Source organism: Allobosea sp. P4_C6 (genome assembly GCF_056402015.1).
The window spans coordinates 62,501-85,662 of record NZ_JBFUIF010000014.1; the positions used below are offsets into that span (position 1 = coordinate 62,501).

Consider the following 23,162-nt stretch of genomic DNA (forward strand, 5'->3'; position numbering starts at 1 on the left):
GGCGTCGACCTCCTCGGGGAAGGCGCCCTGCGCGTGCTGGTCGAGCAGGGTGTCAAAGGCGAGATAGGGATTGATCGCCTCGGCGCCGTAGCCGGCGAGGCAGCAGAAATGATGGATCTCGCGCGGCTCGCCGCTCTCGACGACGAGGCCGACCGAGGTGCGCAGGCCCTTGCGGATCAGGTGATGGTGCACCGCCGCCGTCGCCAGCAGCGCCGGGATCGGGATGCGGTCGGAGCCGACCTGCCGGTCGGACAGGATGATGATGTTGTAGCCGCCATGGACCGCCGATTCGGCGCGCTCGCAGAGCCGCTCCAGCGCGCCTTCCATGCCGGCGGCGCCTTCGCGCGCCGGATAGGTGAAGTCGATCGTCTTGGTGTCGAACCGGTCCTCGTAATGGCCGATGCAGCGGATCTTCTCGAGATCGTCATTGGTCAGGATCGGCGTGCGCACTTCCAGCCGCTTGCGCCGCGACGTGCCTTCGAGGTCGAGGATATTCGGCCGCGGCCCGATGAAGGAGAGCAGGCTCATCACCAGCTCCTCGCGGATCGGATCGATCGGCGGGTTCGTAACCTGCGCGAAGTTCTGCTTGAAATAGGTGTAGAGCAGCTTCGACTTGAGCGAGAGCGCCGAGATCGGCGTGTCCGTGCCCATCGAGCCCACGGCTTCCTGCCCGGTCACCGCCATCGGCGCCATCAGCAGGCGGACATCCTCGGTGGTGTAGCCGAAGGCCTGCTGGCGATCGAGCAGCGGCACGTCGGTGCGCGAGGCCCGCGCCTCGACCGGCGGCAGATCCTCCAGCACGATCTGGGTGCGCTTCAGCCAGTCCTTGTAGGGGTTGGCGAGGCACAGGGACGTCTTGATCTCGTCGTCGCCGATGATGCGGCCCTGTTCGAGGTCGATCAGCAGCATCTTGCCGGGCTGGAGGCGCCACTTCTCGACGATCTTCTCCTCCGGGATCGGCAGAACGCCGAATTCGGAGGCCAGCACCACGAGCCCGTCATCGGTGACGAGGTAGCGCGCGGGACGCAGGCCGTTGCGGTCCAGCGTCGCGCCGATCTGGCGCCCGTCGGTGAAGGCGATGGCGGCCGGCCCGTCCCAGGGCTCCATCAGCGCGGCGTGGTATTCGTAGAAGGCGCGCCGCTCGTCGTTCATCAGCGGGTTGCCGGCCCAGGCCTCGGGCACGAGCATCATCATGGCATGGGCCAGGGAGTAGCCGCCCTGCACCAGGAATTCGAGCGCGTTGTCGAAGCAGGCCGTGTCCGACTGCCCCTCATAGGAAATCGGCCAGAGCTTCGAGATATCCGAGCCGAACAGGTCGGAATCGACGCTCGCCTGCCGCGCCGCCATCCAGTTGACGTTGCCGCGCAGCGTGTTGATCTCGCCGTTATGCGCCACCATCCGGTAGGGATGGGCGAGCCGCCAGGACGGGAAGGTGTTGGTGGCGAAGCGCTGGTGGACGAGGGCGAGCGAGCTCTCGAAACGCGCGTCCTGCAGGTCCTTGAAGTAGGAACCGAGCTGGTTCACCAGCACCATGCCCTTGTAGACGATGGTGCGGCAGGACATCGAGACGGGGTAGTATTCCGCCGTCTTGCGCTCCTGATGCTTGTAGACCTTGTTCGAGACCGACTTTCTGAGGACATAGACCTGCCGCTCGAACTCGTCCTCGTCGGTGATGTCGCCGGGGCGGCCGACGAAGAGCTGGCGATGCACCGGCTCGGTCTCCAGCACCGCCTTGCCGAGGTCGGAGTTGTCGACCGGCACGTTGCGCCAGCCGAGGAAGACGAGCCCCTCCTCCTCGACGGTCTGGGAGATGATCTCCTCGCACAGCGCGCGGATCGCCGGATCGCGCGGCATGAAGAACTGGCCGATGGCGTAGTGGCCGGGCTCCGGCAGGTCGATGCCGATCCTGGCGCATTCTTCCTGGAAGAAGCGATGCGGGATTTGGGTGAGGATGCCGCAGCCGTCGCCGAGCTTCGGATCGGCGCCGACAGCGCCGCGATGATCTATATTGTGCAGGATCTGCAGGCCCTGCTGCACGATGGCGTGGCTCTTGCGGTTCTTCATGTCGGCGATGAAGCCGACACCGCAGGAATCCTTCTCGTTGGCCGGGTCGTAGAGGCCCTGATGCGTCGGCATGGCCGGATCGCGCACGGCCGGAAAACGCTCGAAGCTCACTGCGCCGCTCGGCTTGCTGGTCGCGCTCATCGTCAAACCCCGCTTCCCAGAACCCCGCTGGCTCGCCGCCGGCGGGAGACCCGTCAGTCCACAATCCTCTCCGCTGCGGCCTCGATGCCGACTTTGCGTCAGCAGCAAGGATGAGGCCAAGGCGGATCGGCCGTCGTCTTGTCAGAGGCTGGCTTGCGCTTTGTTTCCACCGCGCCCGCGTCCTCCGCAGGCGCCTCGGGCGGCTCTCGCCCGCTCGCGCCTGTCTTCAGGCCGTCGTTTTACGGACGGCGCACGTACGGTTGGCTTTGGCATCAGCAGCCCGGCCCCTCGTCATGCTCCGCTCCATTGCGACGGCGCGACCTCCAGCCTGAAGCGGCTTTCGGTCGGCGCGGTGAAAAATGGGACAGCAACACTGTCCTATTGCGATGAACTTGCCAGAATTCCAATCTACGCACAAGCGCCTATTTCGCACCGCGGCGAAATTTTATTGCAAAATCGAATCCGCACCAGACATTTCCGGCATGAAAGCACGACTCCGGCAGCACGCTTCTTGTTTTTGCGCCTCCTGCCACGTTTCAGCCCGGCGCGCCGCGCAAGCCCCCCTTTCCGCACGGTCGCTTGGCAGCACATCGCCAGCCGCCTAACGCTGCGCCATGGATTTCTTCAGCGACAACACCGCCGCCGCCAGCCCCCGCGTCATGGCCGCCCTCGCCGCCGCCAATGCGGGCTCCGCCTCCTCCTACGGCAAGGATGACTGGACCAGTCGCGTCGAGGAGCGCTTTGCCGCGATCTTCGAGCGCGAGGTCGCCGTCTTCCTCGTGCTGACCGGCACGGCCGCGAATGCGCTGGCGCTGGCCAGCATCGTCCGGCCCTGGGGGGCAGTCATCACCCATGAGGAGGCCCATGTCGTCGAGGACGAATGCGGCGCCCCCGAATTCTTCACGGACGGCGCCAAGCTCGTCGACCTGCCCGGCGTGGGCGCCAAGCTGCGGCCGGAGACCGTGACCGAGGCGCTCTCCCATCTGCGCGCCGGCGATTTCCACCAGGTCCAGGCCCAGGCGCTGACGATCACCCAGGCCACCGAATGCGGGACCGTCTACACGCCGGCCGAAGTGCGGGCGTTGAAGGAGGCGATCACGCCGCGCGGCCTCAAGCTGCATATGGATGGCGCCCGCTTCGCCAATGCGCTGGTGACCCTCGGCTGCTCGCCGGCCGAGATCACCTGGAAGGCCGGCGTCGACGTCCTCTCCTTCGGCGGCACCAAGAACGGCGCGTTCGCGGCGGAGGCCGTGATCTTCTTCGACCCGGCCCATGCCGAGGAGATGAAATGGCGCCGCAAGCGCGCCGGGCAGACCCTGTCGAAGGGCCGCTTCCTCGGCGCCCAGTTCGAGGGGCTGCTCGCCGACGACCACTGGCTCGACCTTGCCCGCCATGCCAACGCCCAGGCGAAGCGGCTGGCGGAATCGGTGGCGCAGGGCAGCGAGGCACGCCTCGCCTGGCCCTGCCAGTCGAACGAGGTGTTCCTCGTCCTGCCGCCTGCCGTCCAGGAGCGATTGAAGGCGGCCGGCATCGGCTATTACGACTGGTCGGCCCGTTCGCTGCCGCCGGAGGCGCCTCTGCAGGATGGCGAGATCGTCGGCCGCTTCGTCATGTCCTTCGCGACAGAGCCCGACCATGTCGAACGCCTGATCACCGCAATTGCCGGTTGAAGCGGCGCATTTCAGCCCCGTTTCAAACCCCATGCCCGCCGCAATCCCTAACAAGACTGCCCGCAACCAACGCAGTCGTTAAGGAAGTATGGCATGGCAAATCGTTCGTCCGCACCGGGGCGCATCGCGCTGATGGGCCTGGTCGTGGCCGGCGCTCTGGCCGGCACGGCGGGAGCCGCCGGCGCCCAATACTACTACTATGACGAGGATCCGTACCCGGCCTACGGCTACGGCTATCGCTATGATTACGGGTATGCGCCGCGCCCGCCGAGGGCTGTGCCCCGTGCACCGGCGGCCGTCTCGCCTTACACGGTCAACCGCATCGCCGCGCGCAATTACGGCCTGGTCCGGATCGATCGCTCGATCCGGCGGGACGACACTTATGTCGTCGATGGCATCACCGCCGGCGGCCAGCGCCAGCGCCTGGTACTCGACGCCTATGCCGGCGAGCTGATCCGCCGCATTCCGCTGCGCGGCCAGTCCGTGCCGGCGCCCGATGTCGCCCGCGTCGATCCGCGCGAGGAACATGTGGCGCCGCGTCCGCGCCTCGCCCCCCAGCCGCCCGAACGACCCGCCGAGCTGAAACCGCCGGCCGAGGCGAGCGCTCCCGCCACGGTTTCGCCGCCCTCCCCGGCCGCGCCGCCCGTGCCCGAGCCGGCCAAGCCGGTAGAGCGCCCACCCGCCGAAGCCAGCGCTCCCGCCACCGTTTCGCCGCCCTCCCCGGCCGCGCCTCCCGTGCCCGAGCCGGCCAAGCCGGCGGAGAAACCGCCCGCCGAGGCGAGCGCCCCGGCGACGGTGGCCCCGCCGCCGGTGGTAAGGCCCCCGCAGCCCTCGCCCGGAGCGACCAATCCGGAGACCGGCGCCGACAAGCCCAGGCTGGTCAATCCGAGCGACGTGCGCGGCACCGAGGACGGCGAGCGCAAGCCGCCGCTGTCGACCGCCGCTCCGGCGCCGGAAGCGCTGTCCATGCCGCCCGTGCAGCATGTCGACCCGACTCCGACGACGCCAAAGCCCGAAACGCCGATCGCTCCGGTGGCTCCCTTGAACTGATGGTTCTGCCCCGAAGCTCTCATTTCTGACCAACAAAAAAGGCTCCCGTTTCCGGGAGCCTTTCTCTTTCAGCCCAGCGGGCTTTTCGCGTTACGCCGCCTTGGCGACCTTGGCTTCGAGCACCTTGGCCGAACCGCCGCCGATCGGAATCTGGCGGGGCTTCTTGGCCTCGGGGATCTCGCGCACGAGGTCGATATGCAGCAGGCCGTTCTCGAGGCTGGCCCCGGTCACCTGCACATAATCGGCAAGCTGGAAGCGGCGCTCGAAGGCGCGAGCGGCGATGCCCTGATGCAGGACCTCGCGCTTCTCGGCACCCTCGCCGACCTGCTTCTCGCCCTTGACGGAAAGCGTGTTCTCCTTCGACTCGATGGCGAGGTCGCCCTCACCGAAACCCGCGACCGCGATGGTGATGCGGTAGGCGTTTTCGGCGGTCCGCTCGATATTATAGGGCGGATAGGTCGGCGCCGCGTCGTTGCTCGTCGCCTGGTCGAGCAGAGAGAACAGGCGGTCGAAGCCGACGGTCGAGCGATAGAGCGGGGAAAGATCGAAATGACGCATGGTATGTCCTCCGAGGAAGCGACAATCTGGTCAGCCCGCCTCGTCTGAGCGCGGGCCTGGTTTGAGGTTGCGCAGCCGGTTTCGGCCTGCGCAGAAGTGATCTGGGGTGGCTTTCCGGCTTTTCAAGAGCCCTCGCCCGGAGGCATAAGCGAAGCCCGAGAGCAGTTCGGCGGCTGCGCGAAGCAGCCGCGGCGACGCGGAGTGAGCCGATGGCCGAGGCCGTTCTTTTCGCCCATCCCGGCTACCACGTGCCGGGCCATGGCAGGGTGTGGTTCGCGACGACGCGGGACGGCGCGAGCTTGCGGTTCGCGAGTTGGCGCCCGACCGTCAAGCCGGTGCGCGGCACCGTCGTGCTTATCCAGGGCCGGGCCGAATTCATCGAGCGCTATAGCGAGGCCGTCGCCGAACTGCGCCGCCGCGGCTTCCATGTCCTCACCTTCGACTGGCGCGGCCAGGGCGGCTCGCAGCGCTTCGTCCGGCGCGAGCGCAAGGGGCACATCGGGCATCTCAAGCACTACGAGGCCGACCTCGCTTTGGCGATGGCCGAAATGCAGGCGAAGTTCCCGCCGCCCTATTTCGTGCTCGCCCATTCGATGGGTGCCGCGATCTGCCTCGATGCCGCCCGCTTCGGGGCCCTGCCGGTCTCTCGCATGGTCGCGCTGGCGCCGATGCTCGGGCTCACCATGATCGCGCATCCGGTCCGGGCGAGCCGCCTCGCGAGCCTGCTGTTCTGGCTCGGCTTCGGCCGCGCCTTCATTCCCGGCGGCGGCGACACGGCGATCGCGACGAAGCCCTTCGAAGGCAACCGGCTGACGAGCGACGCCGTCCGCTATGCCCGCAACAGCGCGCTCTCGGCCGAGGCGCGCCATCTCAGCATCGGCGACCCGACCATCGCCTGGGTCCGGACCGCATTCCGCCTCATGGCCCGCCTCAACGCGCCTTCGGCCGCGCTGGAGGTCAAAGTGCCCACGCTGATCGTCGCCGCCGGTCAGGACCCGGTGGTCTCGACGCCGGCGATCGAGCGCTTCGCGGCGCGCCTGAAGACTGGCGCGGCGCTGGTCCTGCCGACGGCGCGCCATGAGATCCTGATGGAAAACGACGCGATTCGCGCCCAGTTCTGGGCCGCCTTCGACGCCTTCATTCCCGGAGAAGACCAGGCGGCGCCCGCCTCAGCCGGCGAGCCGCGCGAGAGCAGCCTCATGCAGCGCCTTGCTGCCGGCGGCGAGGATGCGCCCGCCACTGGCGGCGCTGCCGCCATCCCATGAGGTGACGATGCCGCCCGCGCCCTCGACGATCGGGATCAGCGCGACGATGTCATAGGGCTTGAGACCGCTCTCGATCACCAGATCGACATGGCCGGCGGCCAGCATGCAATAGGCATAGCAGTCGCAGCCATAGCGAGAGAGCCTGACCCCGCTTTCGACGCGGGCGAAGGCCTTGGCCTCCTCATCCTTGAACAACGCCGGAGAGGTCGTCATCAGCGTCGCGGCGGCGAGATCGGCCACAGGCCGCGTGCGCAGCTTCTTCGGCCCGCCCGGGCCCTCATAGCGCGCCTCGCGCCCGTCACCGGAATAGCGCTCGCCGGAGAAGGGCTGGTGCATCATGCCGTAGACCGGGACGCCCGCGCGCGTCAGGCCGATCAACGTGCCCCAGACCGGAATCCCCGAGATGAAGGCGCGCGTCCCGTCGATCGGATCGAGCACCCAGACATACTCGGCCTCGGTGTTCTCGCTGCCGAACTCCTCGCCGAGCACGCCATGCTCGGGGAATTGCCGCTTAATCAGATGGCGCATCACCGATTCGCCGGCGCGGTCGGCCTCGGTCACCGGGTCGAACACGCCGCCCTGCGACTTGTCCTCGGTCGCGTGATGCGCGCGGAAGAAGGGCAGGATGGCCCGCCCCGACTGCGTCGCCAGTTCCGCGACGAAAGCGCCGAAATCGACTGCGCTCATGACAATGTCTCCCGTTTGCTGCTCCGCAGCATCAATGCCCTGGATTACCGGCTCGTAAATTGTTGAATGACGCGAAAACCGCGAAAACGTCGATAATCTCAAGGTTCGCCATGCGCCATGCGCATGCCATCTCCGATTTTGGTCGATTGCGCTTGCGTTTTGCACCGCACTCTCATATTGTGCACTGCGAAGGGGAGATAACCTCAAACCTTCATTGCCCTCCTTGGGCGTTTCCTCCCTAGACTTGGGCCGCCACGCAAGTGTGCGGCCCTTTTTTCTGGCTTGGCGCCCTTTCACGTCAGTGTTGGCCGGCCTGAAGCCTATTCGGCAGCCTCGCGCCAGTCGTCGAGCCATCCGCTCCAGCGCGCGAAGCAATCGGCCATCGCGCTCGCGATCGCCTGCTCGACTGCGGCAAAGCCGGCATGCGGCTCCAGCGTCGCCTCGTTCATGTAGAGCGACCGGTTCACCTCGATCTGCAGCGCATGAACGCCAGCCGCCGGAGCCCCGTAATGCTCGGTGATGAAGCCGCCGGCATAGGGCCTGTTGCGGGTGACGCTGAAACCGAGCCGGGTGAAGGCCTGCTCGGCGATGTCGATGATGTAGCCCGCGGCGCTGGTGCCGAAGCGATCGCCGAGGATGATGTCGGATTTCGACAGCCCGTCCCGGTCGAGCCCGGCCGAGGGCATCGAATGGGCATCGACGAGGATGCAGGTGCCGAACACGCCCTGCGTGCGCTGGACCAGGCTGCGAAGCCCGGCATGATAGGGCCGGTAGAGCCCGTCGATCCGCGCGAGCCCCTCCTGAATCGGGATCCGCCCGAAATAGATCTCCTGCGCATCGCCGACGATGCGGGGGATGGTGCCGAGCCCGCCCGCGACGCGCATCGAGCGCGTATTGGCGAAGGGCGGCAGACGGCCTTCGAACATGCGCGGGTCGAGCTCATAGGGCTCGCGGTTGACGTCGAGATAGGCGCGCGGGAACTCGGCCACCAGCAGCGGCGCGCCAAGCGCAACGCTCTGCCCGAACAGCCGGTCGACGAAGGCATCCTCCGAGCGCCTCAGGCTGCGCAGCGGCAGCCGCGCCGCCTCGACGAAGCTTCGCGGGTAGCGGCGCCCCGCATGCGGCACGTCGACCACGACCGGCACGACCTGGAGGGCTGGCTGGTACAGGCTGAACGGCCGCTCGATCTCGGCGACGACATCGTCGGGGCCGGGCGGAAAGGGGGCGGAGGAGAAGCTCATCTCGCGCGACTGAAGCACACAAACCACGCCGGTTGAAGCGGTGTCGTGAACCCGTGGAAATCCCGGATTGGATTCACGCGTTGTTTACCACGATGCTGCCTTATACAACGGCATGGTTCCAACTGCGCGGACGGGTGAGTACCCAGCCGTTCCAGACCCGGCGGCCATCCGGGCGCCAGACGCATCGAAACACAGGCCTTAGGGACGGACAGAACAGGCCCATGACGAAGATATTGCTCGCGGAAGACGACAACGACATGCGTCGCTTCCTGGTCAAGGCCCTGCAGAATGCGGGCTACGACGTCGCTTCCTTCGATAACGGTCTCTCGGCCTATAACCGGCTCCGCGAGGAGCCGTTCGAGCTGCTGTTGACCGACATCGTCATGCCCGAGATGGACGGCATCGAGCTGGCGCGCCGCGCCACCGAGCTCGACCCCGACATCAAGGTGATGTTCATCACCGGCTTCGCGGCCGTCGCGCTCAACCCCGATTCGCAGACGCCGAAGGATGCGAAGGTGCTCTCCAAGCCCTTCCACCTGCGCGAGCTCGTCAACGAAGTCGAGAAGCTGTTGGCCGCCTGAGAGCCAATTTGAAAATTCGTCAGGGCGTGTCGAGAAAGGGGTTTTTCGAGCATCGGAGCGCAGCGTACGTTTGTACGTGAGCACCGAAACGCCGAAAAACATCGTTCGCAGACCGCCATCACGAATTTGCAAACGGGCTCGGAGAATTTATGCGGCAAACGCCTTGCAAGCCGCGAAGCGAGCCGCTATAGCCCCCCTCACTCGCAGCGTGATCGCGGCCCGCACGGCCCCGGACACGCTTCCGGAAGCTGCTTCTGGCGGCAAACGGGCGCGTAGCTCAGCGGGAGAGCACTACGTTGACATCGTAGGGGTCACAGGTTCGATCCCTGTCGCGCCCACCATTTGGTGCCCTTGAAATACAGGGACAGAAGGCCGCCTCACCGGGCGGCCTTTTTGCTTTCCGCAGCACCCGCATCGCGCTTCAGTTCTCCTCGCTCGGCGCCAGCTGTCGTACGAAGCGGCGCAGCAGCGTCTCGAAGGCCGAGAGCGCCGGCGAGACCGAGCGCCCGCTCGGCCGGATCATGACGATGTCCCGGGCGATCGAGGGTTCTGCCAATGGCCGCGCTATGACCGTCGCCGGCGCGACGGCCCTCGCATAGGTCGGGAGCACCGCGATCCCAAGCCCGGCCTCGACGAGCGCCAGCGCCGTGGTGATCTGCGCGACCTCATGGGCCGGCTTCAGGGTGATTTCGGCGCTTTCATAGCCGACCTCGACCAGCAGGCGGATGCCGCTGTCTCGAGTCAGCGTGATCAGGGGCTCGTCGGCGAGATCGCGCCAGAGCACCGATTCCCGCTCCGCGAAGCCACTGCCCCGCGCGCAGAACAGCATCAGGCTGTCGCGGGCGAGCGGCGTGCGCTCGATATTATCCTCCAGCGCGGAGAAGGTCCCGACGCCGCAATCCGCCTTCCCGAATCGCACCGCTTCGACGACGAGATCGTTGCGGGCATCGATGATCACGACCTGAAGGCCGGGGTATTTCTCCTGCAGCGCGACGATCGTCGGCGGCATGATCACGGCCGCGAGCAGCGGCGGCACCGCGACCACGATGCGCCCGCGCCGGCGCTCCGCCAGCCCGTTGGCGTTCTGCACGGCCGTGTCGAGGTCCTGCACGATCTTCAGCGCCGCGCCGTGGAATTCGCGCCCGCCCTCGGTCAGCTCGACGCGCCGGGTCGTGCGATCGAGCACGCGGATGCCCAGCTCGCGCTCGAGGTCGCGCACGAGCTGGGAAAGCGCCGGCTGGGCCATGTGCAGCCGTTCCGCCGCCTTGGTAAAGGTGCCTTGCTCGGTCACGGCGAGGAAGGCCTGAATCTGGCGCAGCGTGATCGCCATGCGGTTCCCGGATTTATAAGGACAGGTTCCGAATTCATACGAATGTTATGAGTTGCCGTATACCCCGCCTGTCATGCCATCATCCCTCATCGCCCCAATCGCATACGGGGCGACGCCTGGGCGGGAACGCAAAGGATGGCGGCATGGGGGATGGACGGCGGGGACGCCGCCTCACCACAAGGCCGCCCTCCCGCCCGGATCGTTCCGGAATGCGAGGTGAGGCTCGATGAAATACGCGAAGAAGGACGCCAAGGCCTATGCCCGCGCCCATATGAAGGGCATCTGGGCGGCCGCGCTCACCCCCTTCACCCCCTCGCTCGCGATCGACGAGGACGGTTTCCGGGAGAACATTCGTCACTGGCTCGACGATCTGAAGATCGACGGGCTGTTCATCGCCGGCAAGCAGGGCGAGTTCTTCTCGATGTCGATAGAGGAGCGCAAGCGCAACTTCGAGCTGGCGGTCGAGGCATCGGCCGGGCGCGGCCAGACCATCATGTCCTGCTCGGACCAGAACATGGACGTGGTGATAGACCTCGCGAAACACGCCCAGAAGGTCGGCGCCGACTACATCGTCGTGCACGCGCCCATCCTGCATTTCTTCAAGGCGCAGGACGAGACGGTCTACGAGTACTACCGGACCATTGCCGAGAAGGTCGATATCGGCATCGCGCTCTGGAGCCATCCGGACTCGGGCTATCTGCTCTCGCCGCAGCTCTGCAATCGCCTCGCCGACATCGAGAACGTCGTCGCGATCAAGTACAGCGTGCCGCGCCCGATGTATGCCGAGCTCACCCGGCTGGCCGGCGACCGCATCCTGGTCAGCACCGCCTCCGAGGAGGAATGGCTCGACAACATCCTCGAGCTCGGCTGGCAGCTCTATCTCTGCTCCTCGCCGCCCTACCTGATCCAGACGGCGAATGATTTGCGCATGCGCGAATACACCGATCTCGCCTTCCGCGGCGAAGCCGACAAGGCGCGCGCGCTGCGCGACAGCCTGAACCCGGTGCGCGAGGCGCTACGCAGCACCAGGCCCGCCGAGAAGCCCCATTCCCACCAGAAATACTGGCAGGAGCTGCTCGGCCAGGTCGGCGGGCGGGTCCGGCCGCCGATGCTGGAGCTGACCGAGGCCGAGAAGGCCGCGACGCGCGCCGCCTTCGAGAGGTGCGGCCTGAAGCCCGGCCGCGCCCCGCTCGCCAAGGCCGGCTGAACAAGACCTGAGACGACAACGGGAGAGGTGGAGAAATGGCGACCGAAGGACGGCTGAAGGCCTTCAACTTCAACAAGTGGATCGAGGAGCACAAGCACCTGCTCAAGCCCCCGGTCGGCAACCAGCAGGTCTGGACCGATTCCGACCTGATGGTGACGGTCGTCGGCGGCCCGAACCGGCGCACCGACTATCATGACGACCCGGTCGAAGAGTTCTTCTACCAGCTCAAGGGCGACATGATGCTGAAGGTCGTCGACGACGGGAAGCACTATGACGTGACGATCCGCGAGGGCGAGATCTTCCTGCTGCCGCCGCATGTGCGTCACTCGCCGCAGCGCCCGCAGGAAGGCTCGATCGGCCTCGTCATCGAACCGAAGCGTCCGGAAGGCTGGCTCGACGCCTTCGAATGGTACTGCTTCGAGTGCCAGGGCCTCGTCCATCGTGTGGAGGTCGACCTCGTCAGCATCGTCGACGACCTGCCGCCGCTCTACCGTGAGTTCTATGGCAACGAGCAGGCCCGTACCTGCCCGCATTGCGGCACCCTGCATCCGGGCAAGGAGCCGCCTGCCGGCTGGGTCTGCCTCTGACGAGCGTCGCGCCGCCCCCGGGCGGCGCGCCTACGGACCGCGCAGGGCGCGGTGACGCAAAGGCGCCGTGCTGGAATGGATCGGCAGGTAGCTTGGAACGACCGGAGTTCGGAATGAAACTGTGCGGAGCGCTGCTCGGCATCGCGTTATCCCTGGTGACCGCCGGCGGTGCCCCAGCCCAGAAGGCCCCGGTCAAGATCGGGATGATCACTACGCTCTCGGGGCCCGGCGGCTATCTCGGCCAGGACATCCGCGACGCCTTCAAACTCGCCATCGACATGGCGGGCGGCAAGCTCGGGGGCGTCCCGGTCGAGCTCGTCGTCGAGGATGACGGTCTGAAGCCGGGTCAGGGCAAGCAGATCGCCGAAAAGATGCTGAAGACCGGCGGCATCAGGCTGTTCACCGGCATCGTATTTTCGAACGTCGCTGGCGCCACCGTGCCTGATATCGTCGATTCCGGCGCGGTCTATGTCAGCGCCAATGCCGGCCCCTCGGAATTCGCCGGCAAGGAGTGCAACGAGAACTATTTCGTCATTTCCTGGCTGACCGACACCATGCAGGGCAGCGCCGGCCAGAACGCGACCGCCCTCGGCTACAGGAAGGCCTTCGTGCTGGCGCCGAACTACCAGGCCGGCAAGGACGCGATCGCAGGCTTCAAGCGCTTCTTCAAGGGCGACGTCATCGGCGAGGTCTATACCCGCCTCGACCAGACCGACTTCGCACCCGAGATGGCGCAGATTCGCGCAGCGAAGCCTGACGTCGTCTTCCAGTTCCAGCCCGGCGGCCTCGGCATCGCTTTCCTGCGCCAGTACCAGCAGGCGGGGTTGCTCGGGGCGGTGCCGATGGTCGTCGCCGAGCCGTCGATGGATCACACGATCCTTGCGGCCGTCGGCGACGCGGCCATCGGCCTCAACGTCTCCGGCCATTGGAACACGGATCTGGACAACGCGGCCAACAAGGCCTTCGTCGCAGCCTTCGCGAAGGCCTATGGCCGCACCCCGACGATGTATACGGCCCAGGGCTACGACACCGCCCAGGCGATCGCCGCCGCGCTGCAGGGGAGCGGCGGCAACGTCAACGACGCCGCTGCCTTCCGCAAGGCGATGCTGAAGGCGGACTTCGCATCGACCCGCGGCACCTTCAAGTTCGGCGCGAACCAGCATCCGGTGCAGGACTGGTGGGCCATGGTCGTCGACAAGGACGAGGCCGGAAAGCCGAGCCTGCGCACCCGGACCAAGTTGCTGAGCGAACCGAGGGATCCCTTCGCTGCGCAGTGCAAGCTGCGGGTGCCGTGACATGGCCGAGGTGACGCGCCTGCGACTTCCCGAGCTCTCTGCCACGGCTGACCTGCTGAGCATCGGTTCGACCCGAATCTATCGGGTCGCCGACATCGAGGGCATCGGTTGGCCGGCGAAGGCGATGTTCGGCTCGCTGACGCAGGCCGATCTGGCGGCGGCCGCCGCGCGATTGCCCGAAAGCGCCGTCGATGCCGCGAACGCGACGCTCGATCTCAGCTTCAACAGCTATGTGATCGCCCGGCCGGGCCTGACCGTCCTGATCGATGCGGGCATCGGCAATGACAAGGAACGGCCCGATCGCCCGGCATGGCATCGCCGCTCCGGGCGCTTCCTCGACGTCCTGACGGCGCTGGGCTTTCCTCCCGACAGTATCGATCTCGTCGTCAATACCCATCTCCACGCCGATCATGTCGGATGGAACACGGTCCATGACGGGCAGCGCTGGCGGCCGACATTCGCGAGGGCGCGCTATGTGGCCCCCCGCGCCGAGCTCGATCACTGGTCGGCGCTCCACGACGCCGACCCGTCCGGCGCCACCCTGCACGGCGCCTTCGTCGACAGCGTCCTGCCGCTGGTCGAGGCGGGTGTCCTCACTGCCGTCGAGACGCCGGCGGAGATCGCGCCCGGCTTGTCTCTCGAGCCCGCGCCCGGCCACTCGCCGGGAATGACCATCGTCAGACTGAAGACGGAGGAGAACGATGTTTGTTTTCTGGCCGATCTCATCCATCATCCGATCCAGCTGATCATTTCCGGGCTGAACTCGAATTTCTGCGGAAACCCCTCCGAAGCGCTGTCGATGCGTGACCGCATCCTGCGTCGTTGCGCGGGGGAACATATGATAGTCGCGCCCTATCATTTTGCTCCGCCGTCCTTCGGCAGGATCGAAGAGGCGGGAAGCGAGGTATCGTTTCGTTACCTTCCGGTATCGCGGGATCAGGTTGTCCTCACCGTGGACAAGCCGGGGAAATCATGAATTCAACGACCAATAAACAGGGGAACCAGACAACCATGCTCAAACACACGAAGACAGGACTGGCCGCCTCGTTCGGCCTGGCATCGCTGCTGCTGGCCTCCACCGCCTTCGCCCAGCAGCCGGTCAAGATCGGCATGATCACCACGCTTTCGGGTCCCGGCGGCTATCTCGGCCAGGACATCCGCGACGCGTTCAAGCTTGCCATCGACATGGAGGGAGGCAAGCTCGGCGGCGTGCCGGTCGAGCTCGTCGTCGAGGATGACGCGCTGAAGCCCGGCCAGGGCAAGCAGATCGCCGAGAAGATGCTGAAGACCGACGGCATCAAGATCATGACCGGCATCGTCTTCTCGAACGTCGCCGGCGCGACCGTGCCCGACATCGTCGATTCCGGCGCGCTCTATGTCAGCCCCAACGCAGCGCCCTCGAACTTCGCCGGCAAGGAGTGCAACGAGAACTACTTCGTCGTCGCCTGGCAGAACGACAGCCTGCATGAGAGCGCCGGGCAATACGCCACCAATCTCGGCTACAAGAAGGCCTTCATCCTCGCCCCGAACTACCAGGCCGGCAAGGATGCGCTCACCGGCTTCAAGCGCCTGTTCAAGGGCGAGGTCGTCGGCGAGGTCTATACCCGCCTCGACCAGACCGACTTCGCACCCGAGATGGCGCAGATCCGTTCGGCCAATCCCGACGTCGTCTTCCAGTTCCATCCGGGCGGCCTCGGCATCGCCTTCCTGCGCCAGTACCAGCAGGCCGGCCTGCTCGGTAAGGTGCCGATGGTGCTCGCCGAGCCTTCGCTCGATGCCACCACCCTGAAGGCCGTCGGCGACGCCGCCGTCGGGCTCAACGTCACCGCCCACTGGAACACCGACTTCGACAACGCGGCGAACAAGAAGTTCGTGGAAGCCTGGACCAAGGCCTACAACCGCGTGCCGACCTATTATGCCAGCCAGGGCTACGACACCGCGCTCGCCATTGCCTCCGCCCTCAAGGCGACGAGCGGCAAGACCGATGTCGCGGCGCTCCGCACCGCCCTCGCCAAGGCCGATTTCCAGTCGGTGCGCGGCGCCTTCAAGTTCGGCAAGAACCAGCATCCGATCCAGAACTGGTACGCGCTCAAGGTCGAGAAGGGTGCGGACGGCACGCCGGTCCTGAAGACGGTCGACAAGGTCCTGAGCGACCATGGCGACGTCTACGCCAAGGACTGCAAGCTCTGAATCGATAACCCTGGACAGCATTGGAAAGGCAGTCGTCATTCCGGACAAGCCGCGCGAGCGGCGCCGATCCGGAATCCATCGTAACGCTCAGCGCTCGATGATGGATTCCGGGACAAGCCCGGAATGACGGCGCGTTTCCATCGCAGGGTAAGCCCCTCCGGCTTTGGAACGACGGCGGACGGCCTCTGGAGCCTCCGCCCGGATATGGCAGCGATGACGCTCGTTCTCGAACAATTGCTCAACGGCCTGCAGTTCGGCGTGATGCTGTTCCTGCTCGCGGCCGGGCTGACGCTCATCTTCGGCATCATGGGCGTGATCAACCTCGCCCATGGCTCGCTTTACATGGTCGGCGCCTATGCGGCCGCGTTCGCCGCGGCGCAGACCGGCTCGTTCCTGCTCGCGGTGCTGGCCGGCCTCGCCGCCGCTGCGATCATCGGCATGGTGATGGAGGTGGTCGTGCTGCGCCGGCTCTATGCGCGGGACCATCTCGACCAGGTGCTGGCGACCTTCGCGCTGATCCTGATCTTCAACCAGAGCGTGACGATCCTGTTCGGCCGCCAGCCGCTCTTCGTCTCGGTGCCCCCGGCGCTCAACGGCTCGGTCCAGCTCCTGCCCGGCCTGATCTATCCGGTCTATCGGCTGGCCATCATCGCGGTCGGCCTCCTCGTCGCGCTCGGGCTCTACCTGCTGATCAACCGCACCCGCGTCGGCATGCTCGTGCGCGCCGGCGCCACTCATCGCGAGATGGTCCGCGCGCTCGGCGTCGATGTCCGCCTGCTCTACACGGCCGTCTTCGGTCTCGGCGCCCTGCTCGCCGGCCTCGCCGGGCTGATGGCCGGGCCGATCCTCGCCGTGCAGGTCGGCATGGGCGAGCAGATCCTGATCATGACCTTCGTCGTGGTGGTGATTGGCGGCGTCGGCTCGATCCGCGGTGCCTTCTTCGGCGCGCTGATCGTCGGCCTCGTCGACACCTCGCTGCGCGCCTTCATGCCGGGCCTGCTGCGCCATGTCATGACCGGCTCGGAAGCCGACGCGCTCGGCGCCGGCCTCGCCTCGATGGGCATCTACCTGCTCATGGCGATCGTGCTGCTCGTGCGGCCCAAGGGACTGTTCCCCGCCCATGTCTGACGACGCCCTCACCCGCGCACATGCCGCGACGCCCGCACTGGGCCGCACCATCGCGCTGCTCGCGCTCACTGTTGCGCTGATCGCCCTGCCCTTCGTCGTCAAGGCGATCGGCCAGCCGGCGCTGGTGCCGCTGGCGACCCGCGTCCTGATCTACGCCATCGCCGCCGCCAGCCTCAATCTGGCGCTCGGCTTCGGAGGGATGGTGTCCTTCGGCCACGCCGCCTTCTTCGGCATCGGCGGCTATGTCGTCGGCATCCTCTATCGGACCATGACGGACGACGCCCTCTTCCTCGGCTTCATCCCCGGCACGGACCAGCTCCTGATCACGCTGCCCGCAGCGATCCTCGTCGCCGGCCTGTTCGCCTGCCTCATCGGTGCGCTCAGCTTACGCACCAGCGGCGTGCAGTTCATCATGATCACGCTCGCCTTCGCGCAGATGCTGTTCTTCCTCTTCGTCTCGCTCAAGGCCTATGGCGGCGACGACGGCATGACGATCCGCCGCCGCAATGCGCTGTTCGAGCTCAACACCCGCGACGATACGACCTTCTATTTCATCTGCCTCGTCGTCGCCGCCCTGGTCTTCCTGCTGCTCTGGCGCATCGTCGGCTCGCGCTTCGGCATGGTGCTGGCAGGCATCCGCCAGAACGAGCGGCGCATGGCCGCGATCGGCATCGCGCCCTATCGCTACAAGCTCGCCGCCTTCGTCATCTCCGGCATGGGTGCCGGCCTCGCAGGCGCGCTGATGGCGAACTATCTGCGCTTCGTCAGCCCGGACATGCTGCACTGGACCAAATCCGGTGAGCTGATGATCATGGTCATCCTCGGCGGCGTCGGCACCCTGCTCGGGCCTCTGCTGGGCGCCGCCGCCCTCGTCATCCTCGAAACCGTGCTGACGAGCTGGACCGAGCATTGGCAGCTCGTGCTCGGGCCGATCCTGCTGCTGGTCGTGCTCTTCACCCAGGGCGGGTTGACCGGGCTCTTCAACCGCCTCGGCCTCGGCGGCAGGAGCGCGCCATGACCGACATCACCATGACGCGACCGCTCCTTTCGGTGCGCGGCCTGCGCAAGCGTTTCGGCGGGCTCGTCGCCACCGACGGCGTCGATCTCGACGTACGCGACGGCGAGATCCATGCGCTGATCGGCCCGAACGGCGCCGGCAAGACCACGCTGATCACCCAGCTCTTCGGAGAGTTGACCCAGGACGAGGGCGCGATCCTGCTGGAGGGCGAGGAGATCGGCGCCCTGCCGACGTCGCAGCGCGTCGGGCGCGGCCTCGCCCGCACCTTCCAGATCAACCAGCTCCTGCCGGACTTCACGATGCTCGACAATGTCGCGCTCGCGGTGCAGGCGCATGAGGGGCACAGCTTCCGCTTCTTCGCCAATGCGCGCCGCGACGAGGGCCTGCGCGGCCGCGCCCGCCAGCATCTCGCTACGGCAGGCCTGAGCCACCGCGCCGAGGTCAAGGTCGCCGATCTCTCCCATGGCGAGCAGAAGCAGCTCGAATTCGCGATTGCGCTCGCCTGCGAGCCGCGCCTGCTGCTGCTCGACGAGCCGATGGCAGGGCTGGGCCATGCCGAGAGCGAACAGATGGTCGCGATGCTCTCCGCGCTGAAGGGCCGCATCACCATGCTCCTGGTCGAGCACGACATGGATGCGGTCTTCGCGCTGGCCGACCGCATCTCCGTTCTCGTCTATGGCCGCGTCATCGCGACCGGCACCGCCAACGAGATCCGCGACAATCCGGAAGTGCGCATCGCCTATCTCGGCGAGGGAGACGCCTGATGCTGAGCGTGCGCAGCCTGCAATCCGCCTATGGCAGGAGCCAGGTGCTGTTCGATGTCGGCCTCGACATCGCCGAGGGCGAGGTCGTGACGCTGCTCGGCCGCAACGGCATGGGCAAGACCACCACGGTGCGCTCGATCATGGGCCTGCTCGCGCCGAAGGGCGGCGAGATCAGCTTCGAAGGGCGCGCGGTAGCCGGCATCGCGCCGGAGAAGATCGCCCGCTGCGGCATCGGCCTCGTGCCCGAGGGGCGGCAGGTCTTCCCAACGCTGAGCGTGCGCGAGAACCTCGTCGCCACCGCCTCGAACCGGCTGAAGCGCTCTTCGCCCTGGACGCTGGAACGGGTCTACGCCCTCTTCCCCCGCCTGCAGGAGCGCGCCGGCCAGTCCGCCCGCACGCTGTCGGGTGGCGAGCAGCAGATGCTCGCGGTCGGCCGCGCGCTGATGACCAACCCGAAGCTCCTGATCCTCGACGAGGCGACCGAGGGGCTGGCGCCAGTGATCCGGGCCGAGATCTGGGGCTGCATCGAGGCTCTGAAGGCGCAGGGCCAGTCGATCCTGCTGATCGACAAGAACATCAACGTGCTCAAGCGCATCGCCGACAGGCACTACATCATCGAAAAAGGCCGCACGGTCTGGTCGGGCTCAAGCAACGACCTCGCCGCCAATGCCGAGCTGGTGCATCGCTATGTCGGAGTCTGAGATCGTGGCCCACAGCGCTGAGGCCGATCCGGTCGAGGCCTTGCGGGACGCGCTGAGCGACATCCTGGCTGGGCTGATCGCCGCAGGCTGCGGCCCGCATCACCTCACCGGCATGATCTGGCAGACCGACCGGCCGGAAGCCTTCCATCTCTCTCGCCACACCGTTGAGCTCGCCTGGCGCGAGGTCTTCGCCGGCTTCCGCCCGCCGATCCGCCTTCAGCCCAAGACAGAGCCCGGCCTGACCATCCGCGCCCGGCACCTCGCTCCGCAGCCGCTGCCCGACACGATCGTCGAGGGCTACACGCTGCGCGATCTCGGCCGGCAATACAGCCCGCGCCTGCAGGCCGACATGAAGGCGCTGTTCCGACAGTGGAGCTGCGACGGCGAGGCCTTCCGCGCCAATCATGGCGGCGTCGACCTCGCCTATGGCCCCGGCCGCTTCGAAACGCTCGACCTCTATCGTCCCGCCGGAGCGAGCCCTACGCCGATCTTCGTCTTCATCCATGGTGGTTACTGGCAGGCCTCGGACAAGGTGCAGCATGCCCAGTTCGCACAAGGGCTGCTCGATGCCGGCTACGCCGTCGCCATGCCGAATTACGGGCTGGCGCCGGACACGCCGCTGGAAGCGAGCATCGCCCAAACTGTCGCGGCGCTGAACTTCCTCGTCCGTGAAGCCGATGCGCTCGGCCTCGATGCCAACAGCCTGCACATCTGCGGCCATTCCGCCGGCGCGCATCTCGCAGCCATGGCGCTTTGCGCAGCCGAAGCCCCGCCGATCGCCTCGGCTTTGCTGCTCTCCGGCCTGTTCGACCTGAAGCCGCTTGGCTATCTCCCCCTCGGCCGCATGCTCGGCCTCGACGACGCGGCGCGTGCGACGCGGCTCAGCCCCATCGTCCAGCCTCGCCCGCAAACGGCGCGGATCGCTTTCGCCGTCGGCGAAGGCGAGAGCGACGCCTTCAAGGCGCAATCGACCGCTCTCGCGCAAAGGTGGCAGGCGCCGGCCCCGCTGATCTGCCCGGGCCACCACTTCAGCATGCTCGAAGGGTTGAACGGCGGCGCACTGCTCGACCTTGCGCTCCACACGGGCAAAGGCTCATGACGCACCACCCTCGCAAGCCCCTGCGCCTCGCTTTGATCGGCTGGGGCGCCATCAACCGCCGCATCGTCGAATTGCTGGCGGACCGTGATGGCGGCACCGATATTGTCATCGCCGCGGTCGGTGTCCGCAATGCCGCCGGAGCCGGTGATGCTCCGGCCGGTGCAACCATGATTACGACGCCCGACGCACTCGAAGGCCTCGATCTCGATCTCGTCGTCGAGGCGGCCGGGCGCGAGTCGGTCGGCATCTGGGGCGAGGCGGCGCTCCGATCCGCGCCCGCCTTCGCCGTCGCCTCGACCAGCGCCTTCTGCGATACCGCGCTGCTCTACCGCTTGGTCGCCACGGCCGAGGCCCATTGTAGCCAGATCCTGATCCCGCCCGGCGCGCTCGCCGGCATCGACGCCATCGCCGCGGCCTCCGTGCTGCCGCTCGACGAAGTGGTCCATCGCATCGTCAAGCCACCCTCCGCATGGCGCGGCACCCCGGCCGAAAGCCTCGTCGCGCTCGACGAGCTGACTGAAGCGACATCCTTCTTCATCGGCACTGCCCGCGAAGCCGCCTCCCGCTTCCCCCAGAATGCCAATGTCGCGGTGATCTCGGCGCTGGCCGGCCTCGGGCTTGATCGTACCCGCGTCGAGCTCATCGCCGACCCGGCCGCCGGTGGCAACGGCCACCAGCTCAGCGCGCGCGGCGACTTCGGGAAGCTGGAGATCGCCATAGAGAACCGTCCGCTGGCCTCGAACCCGAAATCCTCCGAAATGACGGCGCTCGGGCTGGTCAGGCTGATCGAGAACCGCGTGCGGACGCTCGTGCGGTAGGCGCACCTACCGTCATGCCCTCGGCTTGACCCGGGCATCTCGGAAACCAGCGCCTTCTCGTCGTGAGATTCCCGGGTCGAAGCTTTGCTTCGCCCCGGAATGACGCTCGCAGCAAACCCACATTATTCATAATCAGATCAATCTGAATTTATCTGATTTATCCGACTGGATCACAGAATGAGCCCGCACCTATGGTCTCGTTGAGACTAGCGGAAACGACCCCGACGGACCGCTGAACACGCCGCCAGCCGAGGCTTTCATGACGATTTATCCCGACCTCAAGCTTTATATCGGCGGCGCCTGGCGGAAGACGGCCGAGGAGCAGCCGGTTCTGAACCCGGCCGACGAAAGCGTCATCGGTGCGGTCCCCCTCGCCTCCCATGCCGATCTCGACGATGCCCTCGCGGCCGCCGCCGAGGGCTTCAAGGTCTGGAGCCGGATGGCGCCGCGCATCCGTGCCGAGATCATGCTGAAGGCCGCCGCGCTGATGCGCGAGCGCGTCGAGGAGATCGCCTTCGCGATCACGCTGGAGCACGGCAAGCCGCTGGCCCAGGCGCGGCTTGAGGTGGTCCGCGGCTGCGAGTTCTTCGAATGGGATGCGGCCGAGGGCCAGCGCGCCTATGGCCGCGTCATACCGAGCGAGCCCGGCATCCGCTATGTCGTGATGCATCAGCCGGTCGGCACGGTGGCGGCCTTCTCGCCCTGGAACTTCCCGATGAGCCAGCCCTGCCGCAAGATCGCGGGCGCGCTCGCGGCGGGCTGCTCGATCATCATCAAGGCGGCGGAGGAGACGCCGGCCGGCGCCCTCCACATCGCCCGCGCCTTGCACGATGCCGGCGTGCCGCCCGGCGTTTTCAACCTCGTCTTCGGCGTGCCGGCCAAGATCTCGAGCTATCTGATCCCGCAGGCGCAGACCCGCCTCGTCGCCTTCACCGGCTCGACCGCCGTCGGCAAGCACCTCTCGGAGCTGGCCGCGCGCCACATGACGCCCGTGCTGATGGAGCTTGGCGGCCACGCCCCGGTCATCGTCTGCGACGATGTCGACCCGGTCGCGGCCGGCCATCTCTCAGCCACCCGCAAGGTCCGCAATGCCGGCCAGGTCTGCACCTCGCCGACGCGCTTCTTCGTGCAGGAATCGATCTACGAGCGCTTCACCAAGGCCTTCGTCGAGAAGGCGCAGGCGGTGACGGTCGGCAACGGCCTCGACGCGGAGACGCAGATGGGCCCGGTCGCCAACCACCGCCGCATCGAGGCGCTGGAAACCCTCGCCGCCGATGCCCGTGCTCGCGGCGCCCGCGTGCTCACCGGCGGCGAGCGGCTCGGCAATCGCGGCTATTTCTTCCCGCCGACGGTGATCGCCGATCTGCCGGACGATGCCCGTGCCATGCGCGAAGAGCCTTTCGGCCCGATGGCGCTGATCAACCCGGTGCGTTCGGTCGAGGAAGCCCTCGAAAAGGCGAACTCGCTGCCCTTCGGCCTCGCCGCCTACGCCTTCACGCATTCCGCGGCGCGCGCTGACCAGATCGCCGAAGGCATCGAGGCCGGCAACGTCTCGATCAACACGCTGGAAGCCTCCGTCGCGGAGGTGCCGTTCGGCGGCGTCAAGGATAGCGGCTATGGCCGCGAGGGCGGGGCCGAGGGCCTGTCGCACTACATGACGGTCAAGACGCTTTCGCATCGCATGGCCATCTAGCTGCAATCTCCGCCCCTTTACTGGCAGGATTGCCATAGGGACGAAATATTGCGCATGGACGGGGTGAAAGGCTGG

The 23,162-nt window shown here is 66.8% G+C and carries 21 protein-coding genes and 1 tRNA gene (1 of these 22 cut by a window edge); 17 read left to right on the forward strand and 5 right to left on the reverse strand.

Features of this window, described 5'->3' with window-relative positions:
• A protein-coding gene (gltB, locus tag AC1DVA_RS12525) for a glutamate synthase large subunit (protein ID WP_476806090.1) crosses the window boundary here: on the reverse strand, positions 1-2,205 show its beginning. Its footprint begins 2,484 nt before the window's first position; 2,205 of the gene's 4,689 nt are visible here — the first part of the coding sequence; it begins with the start codon at positions 2,203-2,205; its stop codon lies beyond the left edge, outside the window.
• Positions 2,206-2,819: 614 nt separating this feature from the next.
• Between gltB and AC1DVA_RS12530 the strand changes: the two genes are divergently transcribed.
• Both AC1DVA_RS12530 and AC1DVA_RS12535 read left to right on the forward strand, forming a co-directional pair.
• Entirely contained in the window at positions 2,820-3,875 is a 1,056-nt protein-coding gene (locus AC1DVA_RS12530; RefSeq protein ID WP_265050089.1) for a threonine aldolase family protein, read from the forward strand.
• 93 nt (positions 3,876-3,968) lie between these two features.
• Positions 3,969-4,925: a hypothetical protein gene (locus AC1DVA_RS12535; protein WP_265050090.1), complete on the forward strand. Its 957-nt coding sequence runs from the start codon at positions 3,969-3,971 to the stop codon at positions 4,923-4,925.
• Between the two features lie 90 nt (positions 4,926-5,015).
• Here AC1DVA_RS12535 and AC1DVA_RS12540 read toward each other — a convergent pair whose 3' ends face one another.
• Positions 5,016-5,483 (reverse strand): Hsp20 family protein, encoded by a 468-nt coding sequence (locus AC1DVA_RS12540; RefSeq protein ID WP_265050091.1) that lies wholly within the window; start codon positions 5,481-5,483, stop codon positions 5,016-5,018.
• Positions 5,484-5,692: 209 nt separating this feature from the next.
• Here AC1DVA_RS12540 and AC1DVA_RS12545 point away from each other — a divergent pair, with 209 nt between their 5' ends.
• Positions 5,693-6,748: an alpha/beta hydrolase gene (locus AC1DVA_RS12545; RefSeq protein WP_476806091.1), complete on the forward strand. Its 1,056-nt coding sequence runs from the start codon at positions 5,693-5,695 to the stop codon at positions 6,746-6,748.
• Here the strand turns inward: AC1DVA_RS12545 and hisN are convergent.
• Both hisN and AC1DVA_RS12555 read right to left on the reverse strand, forming a co-directional pair.
• Positions 6,653-7,435 (reverse strand): histidinol-phosphatase, encoded by a 783-nt coding sequence (hisN, locus tag AC1DVA_RS12550; RefSeq protein WP_265050093.1) that lies wholly within the window; start codon positions 7,433-7,435, stop codon positions 6,653-6,655. The genes AC1DVA_RS12545 and hisN overlap by 96 nt on opposite strands.
• A 320-nt stretch (positions 7,436-7,755) precedes the next feature.
• Positions 7,756-8,676, reverse strand: a complete 921-nt coding sequence (locus tag AC1DVA_RS12555; protein WP_476806122.1) for an N-formylglutamate amidohydrolase — start codon at positions 8,674-8,676, stop codon at positions 7,756-7,758.
• Positions 8,677-8,897: 221 nt separating this feature from the next.
• Between AC1DVA_RS12555 and cpdR the strand changes: the two genes are divergently transcribed.
• On the forward strand, positions 8,898-9,257 hold the full coding sequence (gene cpdR, locus AC1DVA_RS12560) for a cell cycle two-component system response regulator CpdR (RefSeq protein ID WP_038363805.1): 360 nt from the start codon (positions 8,898-8,900) through the stop codon (positions 9,255-9,257).
• 266 nt (positions 9,258-9,523) lie between these two features.
• Positions 9,524-9,598 (forward strand) — tRNA-Val (locus tag AC1DVA_RS12565).
• An 80-nt stretch (positions 9,599-9,678) separates the two neighbouring features.
• On the opposite strand, the gene AC1DVA_RS12570 is transcribed toward AC1DVA_RS12565, so the two are convergent.
• Positions 9,679-10,587 carry a LysR family transcriptional regulator gene (locus tag AC1DVA_RS12570; RefSeq protein WP_476806092.1) on the reverse strand — a complete coding sequence of 303 codons (909 nt, stop codon included), beginning with the start codon at positions 10,585-10,587 and terminating at the stop codon, positions 9,679-9,681.
• Positions 10,588-10,813: 226 nt separating this feature from the next.
• Here AC1DVA_RS12570 and AC1DVA_RS12575 point away from each other — a divergent pair, with 226 nt between their 5' ends.
• The 12 genes from AC1DVA_RS12575 to AC1DVA_RS12630 all read left to right on the forward strand — a co-directional run bounded on the left by AC1DVA_RS12575 (position 10,814) and on the right by AC1DVA_RS12630 (position 23,087).
• Positions 10,814-11,794 carry a dihydrodipicolinate synthase family protein gene (locus tag AC1DVA_RS12575; protein ID WP_476806093.1) on the forward strand — a complete coding sequence of 327 codons (981 nt, stop codon included), beginning with the start codon at positions 10,814-10,816 and terminating at the stop codon, positions 11,792-11,794.
• Positions 11,795-11,829: 35 nt separating this feature from the next.
• Complete coding sequence (locus AC1DVA_RS12580) at positions 11,830-12,381, forward strand: 3-hydroxyanthranilate 3,4-dioxygenase (RefSeq protein ID WP_265050097.1); 552 nt, start codon at positions 11,830-11,832, stop codon at positions 12,379-12,381.
• Between the two features lie 113 nt (positions 12,382-12,494).
• Positions 12,495-13,676 carry an ABC transporter substrate-binding protein gene (locus tag AC1DVA_RS12585; RefSeq protein ID WP_476806094.1) on the forward strand — a complete coding sequence of 394 codons (1,182 nt, stop codon included), beginning with the start codon at positions 12,495-12,497 and terminating at the stop codon, positions 13,674-13,676.
• 1 nt (position 13,677) lies between these two features.
• Complete coding sequence (locus AC1DVA_RS12590; RefSeq protein ID WP_476806095.1) at positions 13,678-14,652, forward strand: MBL fold metallo-hydrolase; 975 nt, start codon at positions 13,678-13,680, stop codon at positions 14,650-14,652.
• 35 nt (positions 14,653-14,687) lie between these two features.
• A complete protein-coding gene (locus AC1DVA_RS12595; protein WP_476806096.1) occupies positions 14,688-15,866 on the forward strand; it encodes an ABC transporter substrate-binding protein in 1,179 nt (392 codons plus the stop codon).
• 213 nt (positions 15,867-16,079) lie between these two features.
• A complete protein-coding gene (locus AC1DVA_RS12600) occupies positions 16,080-16,994 on the forward strand; it encodes a branched-chain amino acid ABC transporter permease (protein ID WP_476806097.1) in 915 nt (304 codons plus the stop codon).
• Positions 16,987-18,012 (forward strand): branched-chain amino acid ABC transporter permease, encoded by a 1,026-nt coding sequence (locus tag AC1DVA_RS12605; RefSeq protein ID WP_476806098.1) that lies wholly within the window; start codon positions 16,987-16,989, stop codon positions 18,010-18,012. The genes AC1DVA_RS12600 and AC1DVA_RS12605 overlap by 8 nt, the downstream gene beginning before the upstream one ends.
• An 11-nt stretch (positions 18,013-18,023) precedes the next feature.
• Positions 18,024-18,776 (forward strand): ABC transporter ATP-binding protein, encoded by a 753-nt coding sequence (locus tag AC1DVA_RS12610; protein ID WP_476806123.1) that lies wholly within the window; start codon positions 18,024-18,026, stop codon positions 18,774-18,776.
• The gene (locus tag AC1DVA_RS12615; protein ID WP_476806099.1) at positions 18,776-19,477 is read left to right on the forward strand and encodes an ABC transporter ATP-binding protein; all 702 of its coding nucleotides are present in this window, start codon (positions 18,776-18,778) and stop codon (positions 19,475-19,477) included. Before AC1DVA_RS12610 ends, AC1DVA_RS12615 begins: the two co-directional genes overlap by 1 nt.
• A gap of 4 nt (positions 19,478-19,481) precedes the next feature.
• Positions 19,482-20,576 carry an alpha/beta hydrolase gene (locus AC1DVA_RS12620; RefSeq protein WP_476806100.1) on the forward strand — a complete coding sequence of 365 codons (1,095 nt, stop codon included), beginning with the start codon at positions 19,482-19,484 and terminating at the stop codon, positions 20,574-20,576.
• The gene (locus tag AC1DVA_RS12625) at positions 20,573-21,394 is read left to right on the forward strand and encodes an aspartate dehydrogenase (RefSeq protein WP_476806101.1); all 822 of its coding nucleotides are present in this window, start codon (positions 20,573-20,575) and stop codon (positions 21,392-21,394) included. The genes AC1DVA_RS12620 and AC1DVA_RS12625 overlap by 4 nt, the downstream gene beginning before the upstream one ends.
• A 259-nt stretch (positions 21,395-21,653) precedes the next feature.
• The gene (locus tag AC1DVA_RS12630) at positions 21,654-23,087 is read left to right on the forward strand and encodes an NAD-dependent succinate-semialdehyde dehydrogenase (protein WP_476806102.1); all 1,434 of its coding nucleotides are present in this window, start codon (positions 21,654-21,656) and stop codon (positions 23,085-23,087) included.
• Positions 23,088-23,162 lie beyond the last annotated feature (75 nt).

Coding starts and splice junctions, on each gene's coding strand:
- AC1DVA_RS12615 (WP_476806099.1), top strand. CDS start 18,776: ATGCTGAGCGTGCGCAGCCTGCAATCCGCCTATGGCAGGAGCCAGGTG.
- AC1DVA_RS12585 (WP_476806094.1), top strand. CDS start 12,495: ATGAAACTGTGCGGAGCGCTGCTCGGCATCGCGTTATCCCTGGTGACC.
- hisN (WP_265050093.1), bottom strand. CDS start 7,435: ATGAGCGCAGTCGATTTCGGCGCTTTCGTCGCGGAACTGGCGACGCAG.
- AC1DVA_RS12535 (WP_265050090.1), top strand. CDS start 3,969: ATGGCAAATCGTTCGTCCGCACCGGGGCGCATCGCGCTGATGGGCCTG.
- cpdR (WP_038363805.1), top strand. CDS start 8,898: ATGACGAAGATATTGCTCGCGGAAGACGACAACGACATGCGTCGCTTC.
- AC1DVA_RS12625 (WP_476806101.1), top strand. CDS start 20,573: ATGACGCACCACCCTCGCAAGCCCCTGCGCCTCGCTTTGATCGGCTGG.
- AC1DVA_RS12580 (WP_265050097.1), top strand. CDS start 11,830: ATGGCGACCGAAGGACGGCTGAAGGCCTTCAACTTCAACAAGTGGATC.
- AC1DVA_RS12630 (WP_476806102.1), top strand. CDS start 21,654: ATGACGATTTATCCCGACCTCAAGCTTTATATCGGCGGCGCCTGGCGG.
- AC1DVA_RS12600 (WP_476806097.1), top strand. CDS start 16,080: ATGACGCTCGTTCTCGAACAATTGCTCAACGGCCTGCAGTTCGGCGTG.
- AC1DVA_RS12540 (WP_265050091.1), bottom strand. CDS start 5,483: ATGCGTCATTTCGATCTTTCCCCGCTCTATCGCTCGACCGTCGGCTTC.
- AC1DVA_RS12610 (WP_476806123.1), top strand. CDS start 18,024: ATGACGCGACCGCTCCTTTCGGTGCGCGGCCTGCGCAAGCGTTTCGGC.
- AC1DVA_RS12555 (WP_476806122.1), bottom strand. CDS start 8,676: ATGAGCTTCTCCTCCGCCCCCTTTCCGCCCGGCCCCGACGATGTCGTC.
- AC1DVA_RS12570 (WP_476806092.1), bottom strand. CDS start 10,587: ATGGCGATCACGCTGCGCCAGATTCAGGCCTTCCTCGCCGTGACCGAG.
- AC1DVA_RS12595 (WP_476806096.1), top strand. CDS start 14,688: ATGCTCAAACACACGAAGACAGGACTGGCCGCCTCGTTCGGCCTGGCA.
- AC1DVA_RS12530 (WP_265050089.1), top strand. CDS start 2,820: ATGGATTTCTTCAGCGACAACACCGCCGCCGCCAGCCCCCGCGTCATG.
- AC1DVA_RS12605 (WP_476806098.1), top strand. CDS start 16,987: ATGTCTGACGACGCCCTCACCCGCGCACATGCCGCGACGCCCGCACTG.
- AC1DVA_RS12545 (WP_476806091.1), top strand. CDS start 5,693: ATGGCCGAGGCCGTTCTTTTCGCCCATCCCGGCTACCACGTGCCGGGC.
- AC1DVA_RS12590 (WP_476806095.1), top strand. CDS start 13,678: ATGGCCGAGGTGACGCGCCTGCGACTTCCCGAGCTCTCTGCCACGGCT.
- AC1DVA_RS12575 (WP_476806093.1), top strand. CDS start 10,814: ATGAAATACGCGAAGAAGGACGCCAAGGCCTATGCCCGCGCCCATATG.